A 20,122-nucleotide genomic window follows, 5' to 3' on the forward strand; every position below is an offset into this window, starting at 1 on the left:
GGGCGCATCGTCACGATCACCCGCGGAAAAAATCGCGTCAATGTACCGGCGGTCCCCTTCGCTACACAGGCCGCCGAGCGACACAACTCCGATTGACCTCCATTATCGAACTGGACCCGATCAGCGCGAGGGTCCGGTCGATTTCCTCTTTGATCATTGCGATGACATCGGACACACCGGCCTCGCCTTTCGCGGAGAGCCCGTACAAGGTGGCCCGCCCAAGCATCACGGCCGTCGCACCCAATGCGACCGCCTTTACCACATCGGCCCCTCTTCGAATACCACTGTCCAAAATGAGATCGGTGGTCGGAGTCGCATCGGAAATGCTCGGCAATGCGTCGATCGGTGCAGGAAGATCCGCAAGCTGTCGTCCACCATGATTCGAGACTATGACACCGTCGGCGCCGATTTCCATGCATCGCGCGGCATCTTCCGCCGTCACGACGCCTTTGACGAGCAGCTTTCCGGGCCAGTCATCGCGCAAGCGACGGAGGTCGTCCCAGCTAAAGCTCGCGTCCATTTCTCGCCGCAGCACCGCAGTCTGGGAGGCGGTATCAGAGGCGTCATCGGTCGCGAAGTTCTTCAACTGCGGCATACCATTCGTCAGGTAGGACCACAGCCAACGGGGATGCGAAATCCCATCGAGAGCGCCTCGTGGAGTGACTTTGAATGGCATAGCAAACCCGTTTCGCAGATCGCGCTGCCGGAACCCATTCACCGCGACGTCCGTGGTCAGGATCAACGTCGAATAGCGAGCCTCTCGCGCTCTCGTGACCAAGCTTTTCGCCAAATTCCGGTGTACTACGTATAACTGGAACCACAAGTCTCCGTCCGCTCCCCTTGATACCTCTTCAATCGACATGTTCGACGCGGTAGAGAGTGCGAACGGGATTCCAGCCTTGCTTGCAGCGCGTGCAAGCGCAAGATCTCCGTCGGGCCAAAACGCACTATTGAGACCTGTCGGCGCGATCAAAAGCGGGGACGAAATTTCTCTTCCCAGAAGCTCGGTAGACTGCACACGCTCGCTCACATCGACAAGACGCCGGGGACGCAATTCCCACTTGTCAAAGGCCGCACGATTGTGCGTCAGGCCGGACTCGTCGTCGGCCCCGCCTTCGAGATAGTCGAATACCATCCTCGGTAACCGACGCCGAGCCGCGGAACGATAGTCACCGACGGAGAAGATACCGGGAAATGCTCTTGCCATGATTGTGTCTTGCTTGACCGAACTGGAAACGTGCGAAAGAAAGCAATTTCTTAGCGTTTGCCACGGGCCGTCGAGCGACGACAGAGGAAGACCAACCGCAGTTGCGACTGGCAGGCGGAGCAAGAAAGCGCCGCTCATGCCAGTCGCCGACCTCGCGTTACTCAGTGACGACTTGCGTGACCAGTCGCTTCTGACGAAGCGCCGGGATATGGTTTCTCACTGCCGACAGCGAAATCAGTACCAACAGCATGGCGACTCCGAGCATCGCGAGATAAAGGGACGCTCCGCCCACGGTGATGACGACGGCGCCAGCGAATGCGCTCAGAATCGCACCGAGCCGTCCAAACGCGAGCGCCGAAGCGAGGCCGGTTGCTCTCACGCGGGTCGGATAGACATACGCACACAAGGCGTACATCGTCGACTGAACTGCATTGACGAAGAGACCGTGGACGCCCAGACCGATGACCAAGAGGCTCGTATGGCTTGCCACGTCAACGCCTCGCAAGAAAAAGGCGCTCGCACATCCTCCGGCGCAGCACACCAGGAGCGGCCAACGCGAACCAAAACGCGTGATGGCCAAGGCGCAGATGAGTGCCCCGAAGACGCCGCCCAGGTTGTATGCGGTCAGACCCGAACCCGCAAGTGCCACGGGAAGACCTTCGGATGCGAGCATGGTCGGCAGCCAGCTAAAGGCGGCATAGACCGCGAGCAGGCACATGAAAAACGCACCCCAGATAGCAATCGTGTTACGTCGCTGAGCCGACTCAAAGAGCGACCCGAAGCCGTCGCGTTGCTCGAGCCTTTGCTCGGCGGCGTCGACGAAAGTCGTCTGCGCACTAACCGGCCGCGACATTCTCGCAAGGAGCGCGCGCAACTCGGTCCAGCGCTGTTCTTTACGAGCGAGAAAGCGGGGAGACTCCGGGAACACGAAAAACAGCAGAATGCCAAGGGCCAAGGGGACCGTGCCACCGATGAAGAACAAGCCACGCCACCCGAAGGTCGGCAAGACGGCACCGGCGAAGAACCCGGCAAGCATGCCCCCGAGCGGCACGCAAACGATGGTAGAGGTGACGGCGAGCGTGCGGCGACGTGCCGGGGTGAACTCTGCCGTCATCGTCGTGGCACTGGGAAGCGCTCCGCCGATGCCCAGGCCTGCGATAAACCGAAGCGCGGCAATCATCGGTATGTCTTGGGCAAGCCCGATGGCGCAGGTTGCCGCGCCGAACACCACGACGCTACCGATGAGCGCCCAGCGCCGGCCAAACCTGTCGGCGAACAAGCCAGCGCAAGCGCTCCCGACGCCCATGCCAACCAGACCCGCCGCCACGGCCGGCGCGAATGCATTGCGCGTTATGCCCCATTCTTTGATGATGGTGGGAATGGCGTAACCGATGAGCTGGCCATCGAAGCCGTCCATGATGATCGACAGTGCGGCCAGGCAAACGACGAACTTCTGAATGAGCGTGAATGGTCCGTCGTCGAGAAGACTGCCGATGTCAGCAGTCTTCGAAGCGCTGAAGGTCTGCGGATTCATTGCTCGACCTCCGCGCACGCATTCGATGGTCTGTCGATTGCAACAGGGTCCGCGACGTCGCGCGGGAGCGTGGCAAAACATATCTTCATGGCGATGTCTCCTGGGTACGCTGCGCCGAGTTGATCGACGCGTCTTTTGATGCATGATCGCGGACGTTTGTTGTTCTCTGTTGACGTGCCCGCGGCTATCTACTTCGCAACGGCCGATGCGTTCCGCGCGTCGATAAGCCTGACGAGTTTTGCCAATGTCTCCGTGTGCGGAACGGACACGTTGAATTTGCGGGCCGCTTCAACGACTGCGCCGTTGATGCCTTCGATCTCTGTCTTTCGCTCGGCCAGAACGTCTTGCAGCATCGACGGCTTGTGCCCCTTGTGCTGTTCGATCGCGTAAACGATGTTGGCCGAGCACACGCCCAGATCCGCCGAAACTCCGCTGGCATTCGCCACTGAGATGACCTCGGCCGCAACGGTCAGTGCCAGGCTCTTGCTGTCGTCCAGCAGTCCAAGCTGGTCTACCGTCGTCCCGGTGACGGCACAGATGCTGTTGAGCGCTGCGTTGAACGCCACCTTTTCCCAGATAGCTGCCCAGACGTTGTCGTCGATCTGACAATTCAATCCGGCGGAATTGAGGGCCTCGGCGACGGCATTGAGCTCGGAAGTGCGTTCACCGTCGGCGCTCATCATTCGAATTTTCCCTTCGCCGTGACTGCTCACCGTGCCGGGCCCGACAAGGTCCGCGGGCCACGTGGTAACGCCGACAAGCACAGTGGAGAGCGGCACGAAGTCTCGAATCGCTTCAACGTTCCCTAGTCCGTTTTGCAGCGTGAGCACGACGGTTGTCTCGCCGAGCAGATGCTCGATGCCGGACAAGGCCGCGCGGGTGTGCATCGACTTCGTGAAGACCAACAGCAAGGCAGGCGATTTATCCGTAGCTTCGGGCCGTATCGCGTTGATGTTCGTGATGGCGCGAGTATCGCCATCCATCTCCAAGCGGAGGCCCTTCGCACCGATAGCGTCCAAATGCGGTTGATTGATGTCGATCAGCGTCACTGAGTGACCGGCTTCAGCGAGGCGGCCGCCGAACAACGACCCCATCGCTCCTGCACCGAGTACGGCGATTTCCATAGTTGACATGTCGACCGCGGCTGCGGTCTTACCTGAGGTTGACGGGTAAGCTGCGAGGCTGGCGAGGGTGCGATTCAAAATGGATAGTGTCGGGGCGACGTTTGCACAGTAACCCAGCGCAAGTCGGTAAAAGCGGCAATGCCTGCCTGTCCGCCGAAGTGGCCAAAGCCACTACCTTTGACGCCTCCAAAGGGCATCTGCGCTTCGTCGTGAACGGTTGGCCCGTTGACGTGGCAAATCCCGGACTGGATGCGGCTGGCCACCCGCATCGCACGCGCGACATCGCGACTGAACACCGCCGCAGCAAGACCGTATTCGTTATCGTTAGCGCATCGGATCGCTTCTTCTTCGCCGTCGACGCGCACGATTGCCTTGACAGGGCCAAACGTTTCTTCGTTGTAGATCCGCATGTTCGGCCCGACGTTATCGACGAGCGTTGCAGGCATAAGCGTGCTGTCCGCTCTTCCTCCGCAGACCAGGGTCGCGCCTTTGAGCAGGGCGTCATCAATCAAGGCGTTGCATCGTTGTACCGTCGCCATTTCGACAACGGAGCCCAACACGACCGGCCCCTTTCGAGGGTCGCCGAGCGGCAGCGTCTTAGCCTTTTCGCCAAGCCGAAGAACAAAGTCGTCGGCGATTGCGCGATCAACGATGATGCGCTCGGTGGACATGCAGATTTGTCCTGAATTGGCGAAGGCGCCGAAAGCTGCAGCATCGACGGCTGCCGCGATATCGGCGTCGTCCAGCACGATTAGCGGGGCCTTTCCGCCCAGTTCGAGAACAGACGGTTTGAGATGCCGTGCGCAGCTTTCCGCGATGATCTTCCCGACCTTTGTCGAGCCCGTGAAATTGACACGTCGGATAGCCGGATGCGAAATGAGCGCCTCGACAACCGGACCTGCATCAGCAGGCGCGTTCGTGACGAAGTTGACGACGCCTGCAGGCAACCCTGCATCCATGAAGGCGTCCGCGATGAGTGCGTGCGTCGCCGGGCAAGTTTCCGAGCCCTTCAATACCACCGTGTTACCGCAAGCGAGTGGAAGCGCAACCGCACGGACTCCAAGGATGACAGGCGCATTCCACGGCGCAATCCCGAGGCATACGCCTGCCGGTTGCCGAACCGCCATCGCCAGGCTGCCGGGGATGTCGGACGGAATGACTTCGCCTGAAATTTGCGTGGTCAGCGACGCTGCCTCCCGCAGACCGTCAGCGGCCAATCGCACGTTGAAGTCAGCCCAGATGCGCGAAGCGCCCGTTTCGGCCGCCATCGCGGAAGCAAACGCATCCGCCTTTCCTTCGAGCGCTTGCGCCGCCCTAAGGAGATAGGAGCGACGCTGCGTCGGGCCCAGCTGAGACCAATGAGCAAACGCGACGGCAGCTGAATTCACTGCGTCACGAACGTCGTCCAGCGTGCATGCAGGGGCCACGCTTGCGACGTCCTGATCCAAGGGGGTAGAACGTTGGAATGTCGCGCCATTGCTCGCGCCGACATGCGCTCCGTTGATGAGCATCGAAATCGTCTTCATAGTCTCCGCCGTATGTTTCTCTTTTCGTGTAGGTCCTTCAGGCAACCACGACCTCGACAAGACGCGGCTCGCCCGCTTCGAGCGCTTCCTTCAACTTCTCTGCAAGCTCCGCGGCGTCCGAGACACGGAGACCTTTACAACCCATGCCCTGGGCAAGCGACACGAAATCCAGACCGGGAAGATCAGTGCCCTGAACAGGGTCGTCGGAAGCGAATCCAAACACCGGCGCAAACTCTTGAAGCGCGGCATAGCGCTGGTTGTTCAGAATGACAAAGGTGATGGGCAGCCGCATTTGCACAGCACTATAGATCGCCTGGATCGAGTACATGCTCGAGCCGTCTCCGATCAGTCCAATCACCTTGCGCTTGGGAAGAGCGAGCGCAACGCCGACCGCTGCAGGCATGCCGTAACCCAAGCCGCCGCTAGCCATCGTGAAGAAGGTATTGCTCTTTGTGAACGGCAAATACCGTTGCATGACCGGGCGAGAACTTGGTGCCTCTTCAACGACAACGTCGTTCGGGTCGCGAACCTCCGCCAGGGTTTGCAGCGCGAAGGCGACCGACATCACGGGCGACGGCTCGGCACGGGGTGGCCTGGGCCGACGCTCAGGCAAAGGACGCGTGTCCGGAGCCGCACGCGCAAGCAAGTCAAACAAGCCGAGGCGGACGTTGCCGACCGCCGCAGCGCCTCCGGGCGTCCACGCCGCGACATTGGGGTCGTCGATGAGTTGATAAAGCGCCGTGCCCGGAGGCACGTGCGGGCCTGTACCTTCGACGTGATACGAAAAGGCAGGCGCGCCAAGGACACAAACGACGTCGTGCCCAGCGAGCAGCGAGACGATCTTTTCACGCATCGCGGGGAGAAATCCCGCGAAGAGTGGGTGGTCCTCGGGGAACGAACAACGAGCACTCATCGGCGCGACAAAGACGCGTGCATTATGTCTCTCGGCCAGCTGAACAACTTCCTTCCATGCGCCAGCCCGGTCGACTCCCGCACCCACCACGAGAGCAGGCGTTCTCGATGCGTCCAGCGCTGCGCCGAGTTTCGCCAATGCCTGCGGGTCAGGACGGACCGAGTTGCTGACAGTCGCGCGCTCATGAAACTCCGCAGGCTGGTCCCAGTCATCCACGGGAATTGAAACGAAGACAGGCCCACGCGGCTCCTGCATCGCAATGTGATACGCGCGCTCTAGCGCGCGCGGCACGTCTTGTGCACGCGCAGGTTCAATCGCCCACTTCACGTATGGCTTGGGCAACTCGACTGCCTGTGCGGCGGAAAGGAACGGGTCAAAGGGCAAGATCGAACGGGCTTGTTGCCCCGCCGTGATAACAAGCGGCGTCTGATTTCTGAATGCCGTGAAGATGTTGCCCATCGCGTTACCGACGCCGGCCGCAGAATGAAGGTTCACTAACGCTGCGTTTCCGGTCGCTTGCGCATAGCCATCGGCCATCCCGACGACTGCCGCTTCTTGTAAGCCCAGGACGTATCGGAAGTCGGCAGGGAAGTCCCGAAACATCGGAAGCTCCGTCGATCCAGGGTTAGCAAAGATCGACGTCATCCCCAGTCCGCGTACAAGCTTGATGACGACGTCCCTAACGGTGGCTTGTGTCGACGGACCGCTTCCTTCGCTTTGTTTGTCGCTGCCTGTCATTGCGATTCCTCTTTGGTCAAGAGCGTTTCTGCTCTTCGGTGAAACGAGTATGGATTTATGGGTCATGCTTGAATATTGCTTTTTTGCGTGGAACCCTTTACCTTCAGGCTAAGGGTTTAGAATTTTCCGAAATATCACATCTTTACGTAACTTGCTGTTTCTGCTTGGTTTTTGCATGACCCATGTCAGTCGATGGCCGATACCGTAGGCCAGGGTCCCTAGGGAACACCCCAACGAACTCATGAGCTACAACCTCCATCAATTGCATGCTTTTACGACCATCGTGTCGTCCGGCAGCCTCGGAAGGGCCGCAGCATCCCTCAATGTGACTCAGCCAGCACTCAGTCGAACTATCAAGCGCCTGGAGGAAGATGTGGGCGCGCCGCTCTTTGAGCGGCATGTGAAAGGTATGCAGTTGACGGATATTGGCGCTGCCTTACTGCCGCATGCTCAGCTTCTATTGCGCGAGGCAGAAAATGCGCGCGAAGAGATCGACGCGATGCGCGGACTCGCCAAAGGAACGATCAAGGTTGGAGCAGTAGGCAGTCTCGCTGCTCACTTCCTTCCTTTGGCCGTCGATCGTGTTTTGGGGAAATGGGGCAACTTGCACGTCGAGATCATCGAAGGCGTGTGGGACCGCCTCGCTGAGGGGCTCATCAATTACGAGATCGACCTCGCTCTAAGTACGGCCACCAATGACAGCGACGAGATCGTGGCCGTGCCTGACTGCCGATGGGAGGACAACAGCTTCGTGGTTGCAGCTTTCAGCCATCCATTGCGCAAGAAACCTAAGCTCACTCTTGCCGACACATTGACTGCGCGGTGGGCCATCCCTCCCAAGGGAACAGCCCCTTATGAACACATGCGAGAGACGTTTCTCTCTCGCAACCTCGACATGCCGGATATTGCTGTCCGGACGCGATCGGTGACCGTGCTTAAAAGTCTGGTAGCCGAATGCTCGTTTCTGAGCTGGATGCCGGAACCGATGTACGACTCCGAAAGCAAGGCTGGGATCATGGGGACTGTGCCTATTCCGGGCATTCGCGCGGCCAGAACATTGACAGCATTTCAGCGCCGCAACGGGATACTGCCGCGTCCAGCCGCGCGTCTGCTCGACGAACTTAGAAGCCTGACCGAGCGCGGCATGGCGTTGCGGACCACGCGATAAGCCATATCCGTTCGGCTGGTTCGTCAATCTAGTCGAAGCACCGCCTTCTTCCGACGAGTTCATCTACGCTCGGCACGATCGGAGCTTCGCGCTTATCAGCATGCGCTCGCCGGACGTGCGGCGCATAATTTTTAAGTGCGATCCGACGTCATCCTTGTAAGAAACAACGCCGACAGGTCGCGGAACTCGAACACGTGGCAAGGTCGCGCTCCGCGGCTGTTTCCCCGCTTAGAATTATGTAGGGTGCGTAGCGGTCTGATGCATCTGAGACGGCACGTTCGGCGCGAAGCCGACCGTAACTGGAGTGAGGCGAAGTCATGGGAACAAATCGCCATCGGTCTGAACGACAGACGGGCGAATCGAAGGGTATCGCCGAGCCAAGACCAGCCAGTCTTGTCCGCTTTTCGGGAGGCGCGGTCGTTCCGACGGCGGTAGACGAATCTCTACGAGCGGCCGGAACTGGCCGTCAGTTCGCGTTCGAGCCGCTCACCAGAGGGCCGACATCGCGAATCGCAAGATCGGCTCTGTCGAACTTTGATCGAACTGGCGCTCTCGGCGAAGAAGCGCCATTCGCACGAGACATCGTCGAGTCATCCAAGCGTCGGTTTCACCCGGCAATCGGTCGTTCAATTCGCAGTGCGAAAGCGCTTACTTGTTGACCACTTGTGATCCAACAGTCCTCACGGTGTCTTGAGCGGCTTCTTCCCGACATGGGGGGACGGCATTCGGGCAATGCGTTTTAGGTGCAGTCACTAGTTCGTGCGCAGCAAGGCGTGCCTGCTAGGACACCCACGACCCGAGAATCGCTAGTCACTCCCGCCTTTGGACGGCAGCGTCACGCGTCCGCTGCCTCTGCGCACGCGGCGCTTGACCGCCGAAGAACGGTTGTCGACTGACAAGCTCGTGTCCTCGAACCCCGCATCCGCAAAATCGTCTGACATGGAAAGCCGGTCTGCCACGCGCGGTCCCACGGTACATACTCTCGGACTTGATGCATGTTCAATGCATGCGCAACAAAAGCAATCCGACTCCGCGTCAGTGGACGGCTCGCGACCATGCGGGAAAGCCGGTGCGTGCGCTTTTCCCGCAGGACTCGTGCGCTAATGTCCCTGCTGCCACTGCAAAAGCGGATGCGTCGCGCCAGCGGGCATCGCCCAGACGCCTCCCGCCGGGATGCTCCAGTCGAGGAAGTTCGACGCGTTGCTCATCTGAGTCGTGGTGAGGCCATTGCTGTCGGGCGGCGCGGTGCCGTTGCCAATGGTGAAGGCGCTCGTTTGCGTCGTCACCGTCCTGTCCCAGTAGACGTTGTTATGGATCGCGCCGTAGTTATAAAACGCGATGCCGCCGTGAAACGAGCCTGGCTGGCCGGGGCCGCTGACCAGATTGGCCGCGAACGACTGGTCGATGATACCGGTCGCCGTGTTGTCATCGACGAGCCCCGCGTCCTGCGCATAACCTGTCGAATACGACTGCGTGAGGAGCCCCGCATTGGTCCCGACGATGCCGCCGGTGCCGCCGTGCGAGCCGCGACCGACCGAACCGGTGACGAACGACTGCGCGATGGTCCCGTGGTTGTCGCCCACGAGGCCGCCTGCAATCCCTTGCGTGAGCACCGATGCACTGCTGGACGATCGCTCGATGGTGCCGTAGTTGCTGCCGACGAGACCGCCGTCGGGACCACCGCCGTAGATGAAGTAGTCGTTGACCTTGCCGGAACTGGACGCGTAGGCGACGAGCCCGTAGTTGACGCCGACGAGCAGCCCGAACGACCCGATATCAAATCCGACGCCGATGGCTGCGTTGGTGAGGTTCACGTTGCGCACCACGCCATTCGCGCCGACGACGCCAAAGAGGCCTAGCGCCGAGGTGGGTCCGCCCCGGCCGATGTCGATCGGTCCGAAAGCCACGCCGTTGATCCGCAGGCTGTCGATCGTGTGGCCCATGCCGTCGAACTGGCCCGTGAATGGCGCGTTGGACGGTGCGGCGACCGGGCCGGGCAGCGACCCGATCGGATTGAAGGACGTCGCGGCGCTCGCGTCGATGTCCTTGCCGAGCGCGTAGTTGCCCGAGACATTCAGCGCGACGTTCTGCAGGTCGTTGACATTGTTGACGAGCTTGTAGGCGGTGATCTGCGTAACAAGGCCGCTATAGGGTGCTGCCGTCCAGTTCATGTTGGCGAGCACCGTGCCCGGCGAGTAAGTCCCGTTCATGTCGTAGAGCGCCGTGACGATGCCCGTGCTCTTCGACCAGTCGATCGTCCCGCCATTCGCGATGCTTCCGCCGTTGTCGATGCCGCCGCTGTCCGCACGCAGCGTGAGGTTGCCACTTCCGGCGTTGGCGATCGTCGTGTTCGCAGCGATCGTCATGTTGTGAGTCGCGCCGAGCGTCAAAGCAGCCGCGCCGTTCCACTGCACGTTGCCGTTGACGGCCAGACCGCCCGCCGACGTCTCGACATCCACAGACGTTCCCGCGTTCAGGCTGCGCGACACCGCGCCCGCATTGCTTCCGTCGAGGATGAAGGTCGGTGCGCCGAGCTTCCACGTCCCGGCCAGCACCGTCGCGCCGCCGACGTCCAGCGTGTTGCCGCGCGTCTCTACCGTGCCGCCGCTGCCGTTCGCGTTGCTCGCCGACACGTCGCTGTTCACGTGCACGCCGCCCGCGTCCGCGACGAGCCATACATGACCATCGCGCGTGGTGGTGCTGGTCGCGCGGATCGCGGCGCTGTTGCCTGCGAGCGCATAGACGTTGCCATCGGCGGCTTGCAGGTTGATCTGCGCGGCGCGGATCGCGCCTGCGTTCAGTGCCGTGCCGCCGCTCCCCGTCTGCACGAACACCTGTTGACTGCCCGATGCATCCTGCAACAGCACCTGACTGCCCGCCGCGAGTTCGGCCGTGCCCTGCGCGGCATCGATGCTGCCGAGATTCGCCGCCAGCGTGCGCGAGACGAGAAAGACGTCGCCGCCACTCGACCCGATGCGGCCCAGATTCACGACGACGCCCTTCCCGCCGCCCGACAGTGTGAGCGCGCCGCCTTGCATAAACGCGTTGTTATCGGCATCGAGCGCAGAGGCGACGAAGCGCCCGCCGGTCGCGATCACGCCGGTCGGTCCGACGAGCACGCCCTGAGGGTTGATGAGATAGACGCTGCCGCTCGCGTTGAGCGAGCCGAGAATCACCGACGGATCGCCGCCCGTGACGCGGTTGAGCGTCGCGCCGCTGCCGTTGTTGAACGTGACGGTGCGGCCATTGCCGATCGAGAAACTGCACCAGTCGATCACGCCGCGTGAGGTGGACTGGTTGATCGTCAGCGCCTGTTCGCCGCCGCTGATCGAACCGCCGCCCGCGATGAACTGTCCGCCTTTCGGCAAGGGTGGAGCGGCTTGCGCCTCGATGCTGGATAGCCCCGATGAAGCCGTGGCGAGAAGCAGCGCCATCGTCAGTGGACGAAGCCGCAAATGGCGCGCGCGGTTCCTGGGATGATGAGAAAGGCGGGAGTGTCGAGCGGGACGCACCGACAAAGCGAGACTTGAATCGAGCTGCATATGCCCTCCAGACGGAATCAGACATGCGATCGTCGTCCGGCCGCTGGTGAAGCTCACCGCTGAATTTTCAAGGGCGTGAACATCGACGTGCTAGCAGGCGCAAAGATAGTATCAACCCGGAACCCGGCTAGCGGGGATTTGTACGTTCGTTCAATGCGCAAGGCAGTGCGCGGCGGTGTACCGCACGTGTGGTCGCAAGGCGGCTTTCGTGAAGTCCAGCATTGTCGGCGACGCTCATGCCGTTAGCTAAGTTGAAGAACGGGTTCCCTTCGCGCTAGAGGACCGAGCGCGGCGCTCGAAACTGCCATCTTCGGCACTGGTAACATTTATTCGACGCCTGCCGACATGCGCGGTGGCACGCACATTCCTGCGGCCGATGGCGGAAAGCGTCAGGTTGCCTATCGGCTAAAAATACGACCGACCGCATACTGCACTTTCATCGATGGGCTGTCGCTACCATCCGATGCGTTGGCGTGTGATGGAATTGGTACCGGCGGGGGCGAGAAGATAAAATTCTCTTGGCACGTGCGCTGGTTCCCGCGCGGCGCTACTGAGCCGGCGGATGTATCGAAACGCGTCTTTGCAATCGGATGTTCGCGATGCTGCCAGAAACAAGATATGCCCGAAGCGGCGATGTCAACGTTGCCTATCAGGGGACCGCCCGACGCGATGTCTGTGAACAGAACCGTCGCCAGTACGCGATCGTATTCCGAGCTATGTCTTACGCCTGTCAAAAAATCTTCGATCTCCTCGAGAATGGCATCGCCGTTGTCGCCCCACGGAATATGGTCAATTCCGTTTAGCTCAACGAGTTTTGCGCCTGGTATGAGATCGGCCATATAGCGGGTCGCGTCGGGACTGACCACGCGATCGTGACAGTTGTGCAGGATCAGCGTCGGCACGCGAATACTTGGCAGAACGTGTCTGATGTCGATATCCGCGTTCATGCGAAGCAACGCCTTTGCGGCTGCCGGGCTTGCACTGGCGCGAAGCCGACGCGCCCACCAGCCATGGGACTCAGTGAGGCCAGTATCGTTATTAGACATGCACTGCCGAATCGCTGACCATTCGGTGCCCCACATAGGAATCGCGCGGCCTGATCCGCGTCTATCGTGCAGAAAATCGCGAGACTAAATCGCTTTTTTCATCGAGGGCGCAGGATGAAGCGCATAGTTCCTGCTCTCGTAGAAAGGAATGGCCTCCGGTCGAGCGTCCAGGAAAACTGCGCTCATCCCGCGTGCACGCGCATCGGCTTCGGCAAATTGCATCAAAGCGTGCCTGCGCCGCTTCGTCTTGCTTCTGCCGATACGACAAAATCATCGACGTGCAGGTAGGCTCCACGCGCCAGCGTGTGAACCGGCCGCATGCCTATGACACCGATCAGCTGGTCGTTCTGAAATGCGCCGACTAGCTCGTAGCCAGCGGAAGATTGCAAGCCGGTTCGCCGAAGAACTCGGCTTCGTCGAGCGAGCGAAACTGAGAGATAACAGGGAAGGCCTGCGGCCATTCATTTTGCGCGAGCCGTCGGGCGTTCACGGTGGCCTGGCGACGTACATTCATGAACAGGATCATTATGGGCGGACTAACCATTCTTGCACATAGCGGAGTGGGTGGGACAGACCGGACACACTCGGCCATTCGCACGCTGCCACCGAGTGACCTTCGAGCGACGCTAGCCTCTGAATATCGCCGATCACCGAGGCTGTTGTTGCGGTGCGTGGAATGCGCGTCCTATAGAGTGTTCGTCGCTCTCGCATATGCGGCGAACCTCGCGCTTGGGTCATTCAGGCAGTATAAAGTCAAATCCATCGGCAGACGAAGTACACAGTGAGGAGCCAGCCCGCGGTCAAGGCGCTGAGTGAATTCCAGGTATAGCGCCAATCAAAAAGGGCGAAGTGCGAGCCCAACGGGACTGCCCACATCGGCATTAGAGCAAATGCGATAGCGGCGAAGGCGAAAACCATGCAGAATTTTCCTGCCCAGACTGCGGGACTGGCTTGGCCTTGTGTGAGCAGCGGCGGTGTCGGCGCCGCTGCGTCGTCGCCGAGAACGAATCTACTGATCGTTTCGAAGTTTTCAGGGACTACCGCCGCACCGTGTCCTCCCCGCATATAGGTCACTTCATACACAGGCGGATCTCGATCGGCGAATCCCGTGTGCCCGGCACTGCCTAGGTCGGACTTCGATTTACGCAGTCGCTCGAAGATAGCAGGGAAAATTGCGACTACCAAGTCCGCCGACGCCACAAAGTTCTGGATGGCGGTCAGGCGACTTTCGTTGATATGCTTGCTCCAAGGAAAGTTCCGGTTCACGACACTCCCAGCAAAGACCGCGCGTTCAAATGCGCACGCGGGATATCTTGCCAATGCGCTTGCAAGCAAGTACGTGCCGTTGCTATGCCCGACGAAAGACATCGCGGCTTGGGGATATTTGGCCAGCGCCTCCGTGTACTGGTCCATGAACCAACGCACGTTTTTTTGGCGTTCGGGCTGAAGGATGAAGCCGGCGATCGGAAAATAGCCATACCCAGAAGTGACGACGCGGACGTTCACGGACGTTCGTTCCGCAGTCTCGTAAATGACAGGTGCAAGTCTTTGCGTCCAGTTTCCATAGTCGCGAATACCGTGCATGACGAACACGACATGTGCGACATCCGGCTCTGAACTAAAATCCACGAGCATGTCGCTTTCGATCTGCGCGGCGTCCGTCAGTAGCGCGTTCAGAAATATCTGCTTGCGAACTGCGCCGGCCGCTCCGGAGAAGTCAATGACATTGGCGTGACCAGTGTCGGGCACCGACCGGTACACGAAGGACGCGCCGCACTGGATGTCGACGTTGTCGCGTTCGTCGACGATATCGTCCACCGTTCCGAGAAGTTGCACTGTCATTGGCACCGGAGGCGACAATGAGCGATCACGCAGGAGATTGATCCATTGAATTCTCAGGTTAGCTACGAAAGGCGCCCCCTCGCGAGCACCATTGATTAGACGGGCAAGCCGGAACCAATGCCAAAGTTGCGAGCACATATTAAAGGCAAGCCACTTCGGCCGGGACAGATCTCTTGCCTTCTGACGTAATTCCCACCCGCGGTTGGTTCCCGCCAAAAGAATGATCCTCGATACCAACGCCCCCCATGCCTGCGGCGCTCCACGCAGATAGCCCGAGTGATCCTGATTTTCACCCCTTGCAAATACATACGCCTTACGCACTAACAACGCACCGAGGCTGTGGCCGATCAAAACAATTGCCTCGTATCGCGCGCCCCTGGTTTCGCGGGCTTTAACGGCATCGCCTATACATCGGACGAGGGCCTCGGTAATTTCGATCGGGTCCGCGCTGGAAAAGAGACCGGCTGGGTAATCCGGGAACAATAGATCCGCATTCGGCATAGCGTCCCGGACCGCCGATCGGACATGTTGCATCGTGGATGAGGACGCGGTCCAGCCATGAACTGCCACGACGAGTGATGTGGATCCGCCGGCGATTTCCGGGACCGTATTTTCCAGTCGCATAATTGCCCCGTCCTGTACTCGATAGTCGACTTCAGTTTTGTAAAACGAAACGAGCCTGACAGATGGCGTTATAGATGCTTTGCGACGAGCTTTCAAATGGATTCTTTTAACAGGCCTAGACCGGCGGGGATGCGGCTTTCCGACCATTCCACCTACGTCGCGCCTACGGAGCATGTGACGGTCGACGAAATGCGCGTGCTGCATGTGACGCTGACTCTGTTGCGATCCCGCCCCGCTGACACTGACCGGCAAGCGTCGGAGACGGCAAAAGAGTCTCGCCGACATCGTCAGTCTTGGCATGACGGAAGTCCCTCGCTAAGAGACGTAGTCTGCGGCGAGTGTCGGATGGCTAGGTTGGGTCGCTCACGGTCCTACGCTGCCACTAGGCGGCGAGATGGACACAATGAGCAACGCGAAGCGTTTGACCATGCAGGGCGGAACAACCTTAGATGGCTTTGCCTTACTTATTCTTTTTCAGGTAAGCCTCAAAGTCGACCGCAATCACGCCCACTTTCTGCACACCGGCTTTGATCCCGTCGCGGGTACAGCGAAACTTGTCGCTCCAGTTGCCTCTGTTGGATACGACCCGACGCAGTTGCGTCTCTCTGCAGAAGCGGCGTAACCGCATGCCTTATCGAAACGCTCCGGGCGGCACACCGAGCTTTTTTCTCTCGTCGGCGCCTGGGAACTGGTTTTCATTTGCACAAGTAAGAGGAGTGCATAATGCAGAAGAAAGCCATCCCGAAAAACTGAGCGCAGCCCATGATCGTTCGCATCGCACAATACCCACTTAAGAAGCGCCTGTTGTACGGCATTGCATCAACAGCTGGCGTCCTTCTAGCGCAGCAGGTGCTGACATCGATTGCCCATGGTCGGCTGACGTTCCTGCTCATCAGTGCTTCCCTTCCACTCATCACGGTGTTATTCGGTGCGTGGTCGGGAGCATTGCTTCTGATGATCGGCGTGGCTTACGGCGCACTATGGATGCAGCCGATTGGCAGTTTAGCTATTCATGAACAGCCTGACCGAATCGTGCTGCTGGCCTTCCTAGTCGTCGGCGGATTGCTGGTAGCTGCAGGACAGCAACTCGCCAAGGTGGCCCGGCGGGCCGGACGAGCTGAAGCGGCTACACGCGACGCAGCAGATCGCCTTCTGCAAGTTGAGCGCGACGCCCGTCACCGGTTTGACGTAGCGTTGAACAGTGCCGGCGTGCCGTTTTTCATCGTCACCCCGGTCGTGCACGAGCGCCACATCGCCGAGCTTCGATGGGACTACCTGAACGAGGCAGCCGCGCAGTTATTCAACCCAGCCGCAGGGGTCGTGATCGGCAGCTCGACCGCGTATGTACGTCCCCCAGGGTGGGACACCGATCTGCTGCTTGGCCGCTTGGCGCCACTTGCCGAACGCGACGGGCGTGACGCATTCGATGTGCGCGTTCAAGGAGAGGACGGCGAGCAGTGGTTTCACGTCGTCGCCGCATCGCTGGAGGGTTCGGTCGTGGCGTGGTTCGGTAACATAACCCCCCGTGTGCGAGCGGAACAGGCGCTCTCGGAAGCCGACCGTCGCAAGGACGAGTTCCTGGCCACGCTCGCGCACGAGCTGCGCAACCCTCTTGCGCCGATCAGGCAGGTCGCGGAAATCTTGGAGCAGCCCGGACTGACGGATCAGCGCACGAAGTGGTGCATCACGGTACTGCGCCGGCAGTCGGCCGCCATGGCGCTCTTACTGGACGACCTGCTCGACGTGTCGCGCATCACGCGTGGGGCGCTCACTCTGCGGAAAGAAACCGTGGCCCTTAGAGCTCAGTTTTACCCACAAGTTTGAATCATTCGTTTCCGGGCCCCGGAAAATGCGGTACATCTCGGTAATCTCGTGAAGAGCGAGAAACCCGCGCCACATGACCGTTGGTCCGGGAGGCGGATCGTGCTTTCGATTTAGATAGCCGCCGAGGCCGGCGATCCAGAGCACGGCTTGCTCCAACGAGGGTACCGTGTTGGGGGAGTTGGCGGTGCGATGCACGCGGCAATACAATGCCTGCCATTCGACAGGTTGAAGCACAACTTCGCAGGGCAAGTCTCCATCAAGCCTGGCCAGCAGGGTGGTGTATAAAACACGCCAGGCGATGACGGCGAACAGGGCCGTAGCTCTTACGAACCGCTCAAGGGTGCCGAACTGGCGCGCTTCAATCCGACAGCCACTCTTGAGAACACGATGCCACGATTCGATCGTCCATCGTCGCGCGTACCACGCCAGGCGCTCCAGCGCTTGCTCGTATGTGTGCGTAGGCATCGAACACAGCAGCAGCCACTCGAGTGGATCAACGTTGTCGTTTATATCAACTTCGAGAACATGGATAGCGAAGACCTCGGCGAGCGGAAGCTTCTCGCATTGTCGATTGGCGGGGGCGCGCAGCGTCACCGGTGTGCATCGAACTTCGAGTCGAGCAGTGCGCGGCGGCTTGTCAGCCCTGGCCGGGATCTGCAATTCGGTCTGGCCCAACACCGGCGACGCCAGAACAGTTGGCCACAGATATTGTTCGGGATGTTCTACCCGTCGGTTCCACGACGCACGAATCAGCCAATCGACACCTAACGGACGCTCCGCGATGAATGCATCGTAGACGTCGCCCTCGCGATCGCTGATGCCAACGACGTGCGTGTCGGAGCAATACGACTTGAGCGTGGCGAGATGTTCAATACCTTCAAGCCACTTGACGCTCTCCTTCGTGCCGATCGCCTTGCTTTTGCACAGGCGCTTCTTGCCAAGCTGTTCGATCGGCCTGACCCATGTCTTCATGCCCAGCACGCCGAGCGGCAAACCTTCGGGAGTTACGGCCAGCAGGCTATGCATCAGGAAGCCACGAAGGTACTCATGCGCGATATATCCCAGACCCTCCGTCGAGCGAAGATGAGTGAGATTGAATTCTGTGGTGTCCTGGATCGCAAGGACCAACGGGACTTGCTCCATTCGCGTCAATGTCTGCGCGACGTGCGGCGCAAGCACTCCCTCCGGGTCGACTTTGGCATTATCGAAAAAGCGATACGCACCCTTCAATTGGGCGGCATCAAGCGACTGTGGAAACGAAGTTTGTGGACATCTGGATAACTGACGAGCAAGCGACACGAGGCGGGAGGTCAGCCGGGCGTCGCCCAACATTGCCGCCCCGAACTCGTCGTTCGCCCAGTCCTCAATGTCTCCCGCCCGTGCCAAGGCCAAATGTCCCAATCAACACGTTGCGGAAAAGTTAACATTGTCGGCGCCTTGAGATTACCCACATTTCAATCAGAAACTCTGTTAACCTCCATGTAATTAGTATTCCTACATGAACAAATGACAAGAAGAGATCAGGCAGATGATCAATCGTGGTTGGATCCCGAGATTGCAGGGAGCGAATTTAAGGACGTCCGGCTTCGCAAGCGGTTTGGAATGGTGCTAGAGCAATTATGGAAGGGTATGGGGCAGACCATCCCGCTTGCCTGCCAGGACTGGGCCAATACCAAGGCAGCTTATCGCTTCATGGATAACGATCGCGTAAGTGAGCATGACATTCTGAGTGGACATTTCCGGGCAACTGCGCAGCGTTTTTCCATGACCGATGGACCTATTCTTGTACTGCAGGACACCACCACGTTTTCATACGAAAGGGAACGTCCTGAACTCGTTGGTTACGCCGGCACGGCGATAACTTCAGCCGAGCGACGAGGCCAGGCGAAACCGAGCTCGCAATGCGGCATCCTGATGCATTCAAGTCTCGCCGTCACAACTGAAGGTCTACCGCTCGGACTGACAGCCATCAAGTTCTGGAGCCGAAAGGAGTTCAAAGACACCGCGACGATGCGGAGCAAAGTCAATTTCACACGCATACCGATCGAGAAAAAGGAAAGCTTTCGCTGGATTGAGAATCTGCGGCAGTCAACGACTCGACTCGGCGATCCGGATCGCTGTGTGCATATCGGTGACCGGGAAAGCGACATCTTTGAACTGTTTTGCGCCGCGTGTGAGCTTGGAACGCATTTTCTGGTGCGTACCTGCTCTAACCGGTTAGCCGGCGACGAGGGCGAGCAAACCGTTGCAGAAGAAATGTCAGAGGTACGGGTGAAGGGCTTGCATCGGATCGAATTTCGCGACGCCAAAGGCCGCCCTCAGCAGGCGCTTCTGGAGATCAGATATCGACGCCTCACGGTTTGGCCGCCCCTCGCAAAGCAGCGGCACTACCCGGCGCTCAGACTGACTGTCATCCATGCGACGGAGCGCGGCGCGCCCGCGGACCGACCACGTATCGAATGGAAGCTGCTCACCGATCTGCCGGTGAACTCACGTGTGGACGCGATCGAAAGATCGATTGGTACGCGATGCGCTGGAAAATTGAGACGTTTCATAAAAATCTGAAGTCCGGCTGCAAGGCCGAAGAGTCGCAATTGCGCACAGCCAGCCGGTTGACCAATCTGATCGCCATCTTCTGCATTCTTGCCTGGCGAGTATTCTGGCTGACCGAGATCAATCGCTCTGCACCAGAAGCTCCACCGGAGGTGGCGCTTACCGCAACCGAGCTGACGCTTCTTGACGAGCTCGTCAAAGATACGGCGCGCACCGCACAGGCGCCTCCCCTGTCTCGCAGCCTCATCAAGCTCGCCCAACTGGGCGGCTATCTCGCACGAGCCAACGATTCCCCGCCGGGCAATAAGGTCATCTGGCGCGGCATGCATCGTATTATCGACATTGAACTCGGATACCGCCTGGGCCGTCGAAATTATGGGTAATTTCAAGTGTCGGCGCGCGTTTACAAGCGGAAGACATCGCGGTCGGGACTTGTGGGTAAAACTGAGCCCTTAGAGAGGTACTCGACGACGCGGTGGAG

The 20,122-nt window shown here is 59.6% G+C and carries 15 protein-coding genes and 1 pseudogene; 6 read left to right on the forward strand and 10 right to left on the reverse strand.

The annotated features are described in order from the left end of the window. Window positions 1–61: 61 nt before the first annotated feature. The 5 genes from AWB75_RS27505 to mdlC all read right to left on the reverse strand — a co-directional run bounded on the left by AWB75_RS27505 (window position 62) and on the right by mdlC (window position 7,042). Window positions 62–1,207 (reverse strand): alpha-hydroxy-acid oxidizing protein, encoded by a 1,146-nt coding sequence (locus AWB75_RS27505; protein ID WP_087086898.1) that lies wholly within the window; start codon window positions 1,205–1,207, stop codon window positions 62–64. A 157-nt stretch (window positions 1,208–1,364) separates the two neighbouring features. Then, complete coding sequence (locus AWB75_RS27510) at window positions 1,365–2,741, reverse strand: MFS transporter (RefSeq protein ID WP_061127188.1); 1,377 nt, start codon at window positions 2,739–2,741, stop codon at window positions 1,365–1,367. Between the two features lie 188 nt (window positions 2,742–2,929). Continuing rightward, window positions 2,930–3,865 (reverse strand): ketopantoate reductase family protein, encoded by a 936-nt coding sequence (locus AWB75_RS27515; RefSeq protein WP_087086913.1) that lies wholly within the window; start codon window positions 3,863–3,865, stop codon window positions 2,930–2,932. Window positions 3,866–3,939: 74 nt separating this feature from the next. Continuing rightward, entirely contained in the window at window positions 3,940–5,391 is a 1,452-nt protein-coding gene (locus tag AWB75_RS27520) for an aldehyde dehydrogenase (RefSeq protein WP_061127189.1), read from the reverse strand. A 37-nt stretch (window positions 5,392–5,428) separates the two neighbouring features. Then, window positions 5,429–7,042, reverse strand: coding sequence for a benzoylformate decarboxylase (gene mdlC, locus AWB75_RS27525; protein ID WP_061127190.1), 1,614 nt, complete (start codon window positions 7,040–7,042; stop codon window positions 5,429–5,431). A gap of 241 nt (window positions 7,043–7,283) precedes the next feature. Here mdlC and AWB75_RS27530 point away from each other — a divergent pair, with 241 nt between their 5' ends. After that, on the forward strand, window positions 7,284–8,210 hold the full coding sequence (locus AWB75_RS27530; RefSeq protein WP_061127191.1) for a LysR family transcriptional regulator: 927 nt from the start codon (window positions 7,284–7,286) through the stop codon (window positions 8,208–8,210). 4 nt (window positions 8,211–8,214) lie between these two features. Beyond that, window positions 8,215–8,367: pseudogene (locus tag AWB75_RS38785) on the forward strand (4-hydroxybenzoate 3-monooxygenase); the annotation flags it as partial. Window positions 8,368–9,310: 943 nt separating this feature from the next. Here AWB75_RS38785 and AWB75_RS27535 read toward each other — a convergent pair. The 4 genes from AWB75_RS27535 to AWB75_RS27550 form a co-directional block, all read right to left on the reverse strand. After that, a complete protein-coding gene (locus AWB75_RS27535; RefSeq protein ID WP_061127192.1) occupies window positions 9,311–11,644 on the reverse strand; it encodes a two-partner secretion domain-containing protein in 2,334 nt (777 codons plus the stop codon). A 506-nt stretch (window positions 11,645–12,150) separates the two neighbouring features. After that, the gene (locus AWB75_RS38220) at window positions 12,151–12,699 is read right to left on the reverse strand and encodes an alpha/beta fold hydrolase (RefSeq protein WP_061127193.1); all 549 of its coding nucleotides are present in this window, start codon (window positions 12,697–12,699) and stop codon (window positions 12,151–12,153) included. Window positions 12,700–13,019: 320 nt separating this feature from the next. Further along, on the reverse strand, window positions 13,020–13,259 hold the full coding sequence (locus AWB75_RS39345; RefSeq protein ID WP_327219940.1) for a GNAT family N-acetyltransferase: 240 nt from the start codon (window positions 13,257–13,259) through the stop codon (window positions 13,020–13,022). 292 nt (window positions 13,260–13,551) lie between these two features. Then, the gene (locus tag AWB75_RS27550; protein ID WP_061127194.1) at window positions 13,552–15,264 is read right to left on the reverse strand and encodes an alpha/beta fold hydrolase; all 1,713 of its coding nucleotides are present in this window, start codon (window positions 15,262–15,264) and stop codon (window positions 13,552–13,554) included. Window positions 15,265–15,667: 403 nt separating this feature from the next. Here AWB75_RS27550 and AWB75_RS37305 point away from each other — a divergent pair, with 403 nt between their 5' ends. Continuing rightward, window positions 15,668–15,886 carry a hypothetical protein gene (locus AWB75_RS37305; RefSeq protein ID WP_143746516.1) on the forward strand — a complete coding sequence of 73 codons (219 nt, stop codon included), beginning with the start codon at window positions 15,668–15,670 and terminating at the stop codon, window positions 15,884–15,886. Window positions 15,887–16,026: 140 nt separating this feature from the next. Further along, a complete protein-coding gene (locus tag AWB75_RS27555) occupies window positions 16,027–17,088 on the forward strand; it encodes a histidine kinase dimerization/phospho-acceptor domain-containing protein (protein WP_061127195.1) in 1,062 nt (353 codons plus the stop codon). Here AWB75_RS27555 and AWB75_RS27560 read toward each other — a convergent pair. Continuing rightward, window positions 16,987–18,489, reverse strand: a complete 1,503-nt coding sequence (locus AWB75_RS27560) for an IS4 family transposase (RefSeq protein WP_327219942.1) — start codon at window positions 18,487–18,489, stop codon at window positions 16,987–16,989. The genes AWB75_RS27555 and AWB75_RS27560 overlap by 102 nt on opposite strands. A gap of 105 nt (window positions 18,490–18,594) precedes the next feature. Here AWB75_RS27560 and AWB75_RS27565 point away from each other — a divergent pair, with 105 nt between their 5' ends. Both AWB75_RS27565 and AWB75_RS38225 read left to right on the forward strand, forming a co-directional pair. Beyond that, entirely contained in the window at window positions 18,595–19,653 is a 1,059-nt protein-coding gene (locus AWB75_RS27565) for an IS4 family transposase (RefSeq protein ID WP_061127198.1), read from the forward strand. Continuing rightward, window positions 19,617–20,024 carry an IS4 family transposase gene (locus tag AWB75_RS38225; protein WP_061127199.1) on the forward strand — a complete coding sequence of 136 codons (408 nt, stop codon included), beginning with the start codon at window positions 19,617–19,619 and terminating at the stop codon, window positions 20,022–20,024. The genes AWB75_RS27565 and AWB75_RS38225 overlap by 37 nt, the downstream gene beginning before the upstream one ends. Window positions 20,025–20,122 lie beyond the last annotated feature (98 nt).

The organism is Caballeronia catudaia (assembly GCF_001544755.2).
In the GTDB taxonomy this organism is placed as follows: Bacteria; Pseudomonadota; Gammaproteobacteria; order Burkholderiales; family Burkholderiaceae; genus Caballeronia; species Caballeronia catudaia.

What these genes read in the sequence shown, in the direction of transcription:
- AWB75_RS27520 (WP_061127189.1), bottom strand. Translation starts at nt 5,391, where the DNA reads ATGAAGACGATTTCGATGCTCATCAACGGAGCGCATGTCGGCGCGAGC.
- AWB75_RS39345 (WP_327219940.1), bottom strand. Translation starts at nt 13,259, where the DNA reads ATGGCCGCAGGCCTTCCCTGTTATCTCTCAGTTTCGCTCGCTCGACGA.
- AWB75_RS37305 (WP_143746516.1), top strand. Translation starts at nt 15,668, where the DNA reads ATGAGCAACGCGAAGCGTTTGACCATGCAGGGCGGAACAACCTTAGAT.
- AWB75_RS27565 (WP_061127198.1), top strand. Translation starts at nt 18,595, where the DNA reads ATGACAAGAAGAGATCAGGCAGATGATCAATCGTGGTTGGATCCCGAG.
- AWB75_RS27510 (WP_061127188.1), bottom strand. Translation starts at nt 2,741, where the DNA reads ATGAATCCGCAGACCTTCAGCGCTTCGAAGACTGCTGACATCGGCAGT.
- AWB75_RS27505 (WP_087086898.1), bottom strand. Translation starts at nt 1,207, where the DNA reads ATGGCAAGAGCATTTCCCGGTATCTTCTCCGTCGGTGACTATCGTTCC.
- mdlC (WP_061127190.1), bottom strand. Translation starts at nt 7,042, where the DNA reads ATGACAGGCAGCGACAAACAAAGCGAAGGAAGCGGTCCGTCGACACAA.
- AWB75_RS38225 (WP_061127199.1), top strand. Translation starts at nt 19,617, where the DNA reads ATGCGCTGGAAAATTGAGACGTTTCATAAAAATCTGAAGTCCGGCTGC.
- AWB75_RS27555 (WP_061127195.1), top strand. Translation starts at nt 16,027, where the DNA reads ATGATCGTTCGCATCGCACAATACCCACTTAAGAAGCGCCTGTTGTAC.
- AWB75_RS27515 (WP_087086913.1), bottom strand. Translation starts at nt 3,865, where the DNA reads ATGGAAATCGCCGTACTCGGTGCAGGAGCGATGGGGTCGTTGTTCGGC.
- AWB75_RS27530 (WP_061127191.1), top strand. Translation starts at nt 7,284, where the DNA reads ATGAGCTACAACCTCCATCAATTGCATGCTTTTACGACCATCGTGTCG.
- AWB75_RS27535 (WP_061127192.1), bottom strand. Translation starts at nt 11,644, where the DNA reads ATGGCGCTGCTTCTCGCCACGGCTTCATCGGGGCTATCCAGCATCGAG.
- AWB75_RS38220 (WP_061127193.1), bottom strand. Translation starts at nt 12,699, where the DNA reads ATGAACGCGGATATCGACATCAGACACGTTCTGCCAAGTATTCGCGTG.
- AWB75_RS27550 (WP_061127194.1), bottom strand. Translation starts at nt 15,264, where the DNA reads ATGCGACTGGAAAATACGGTCCCGGAAATCGCCGGCGGATCCACATCA.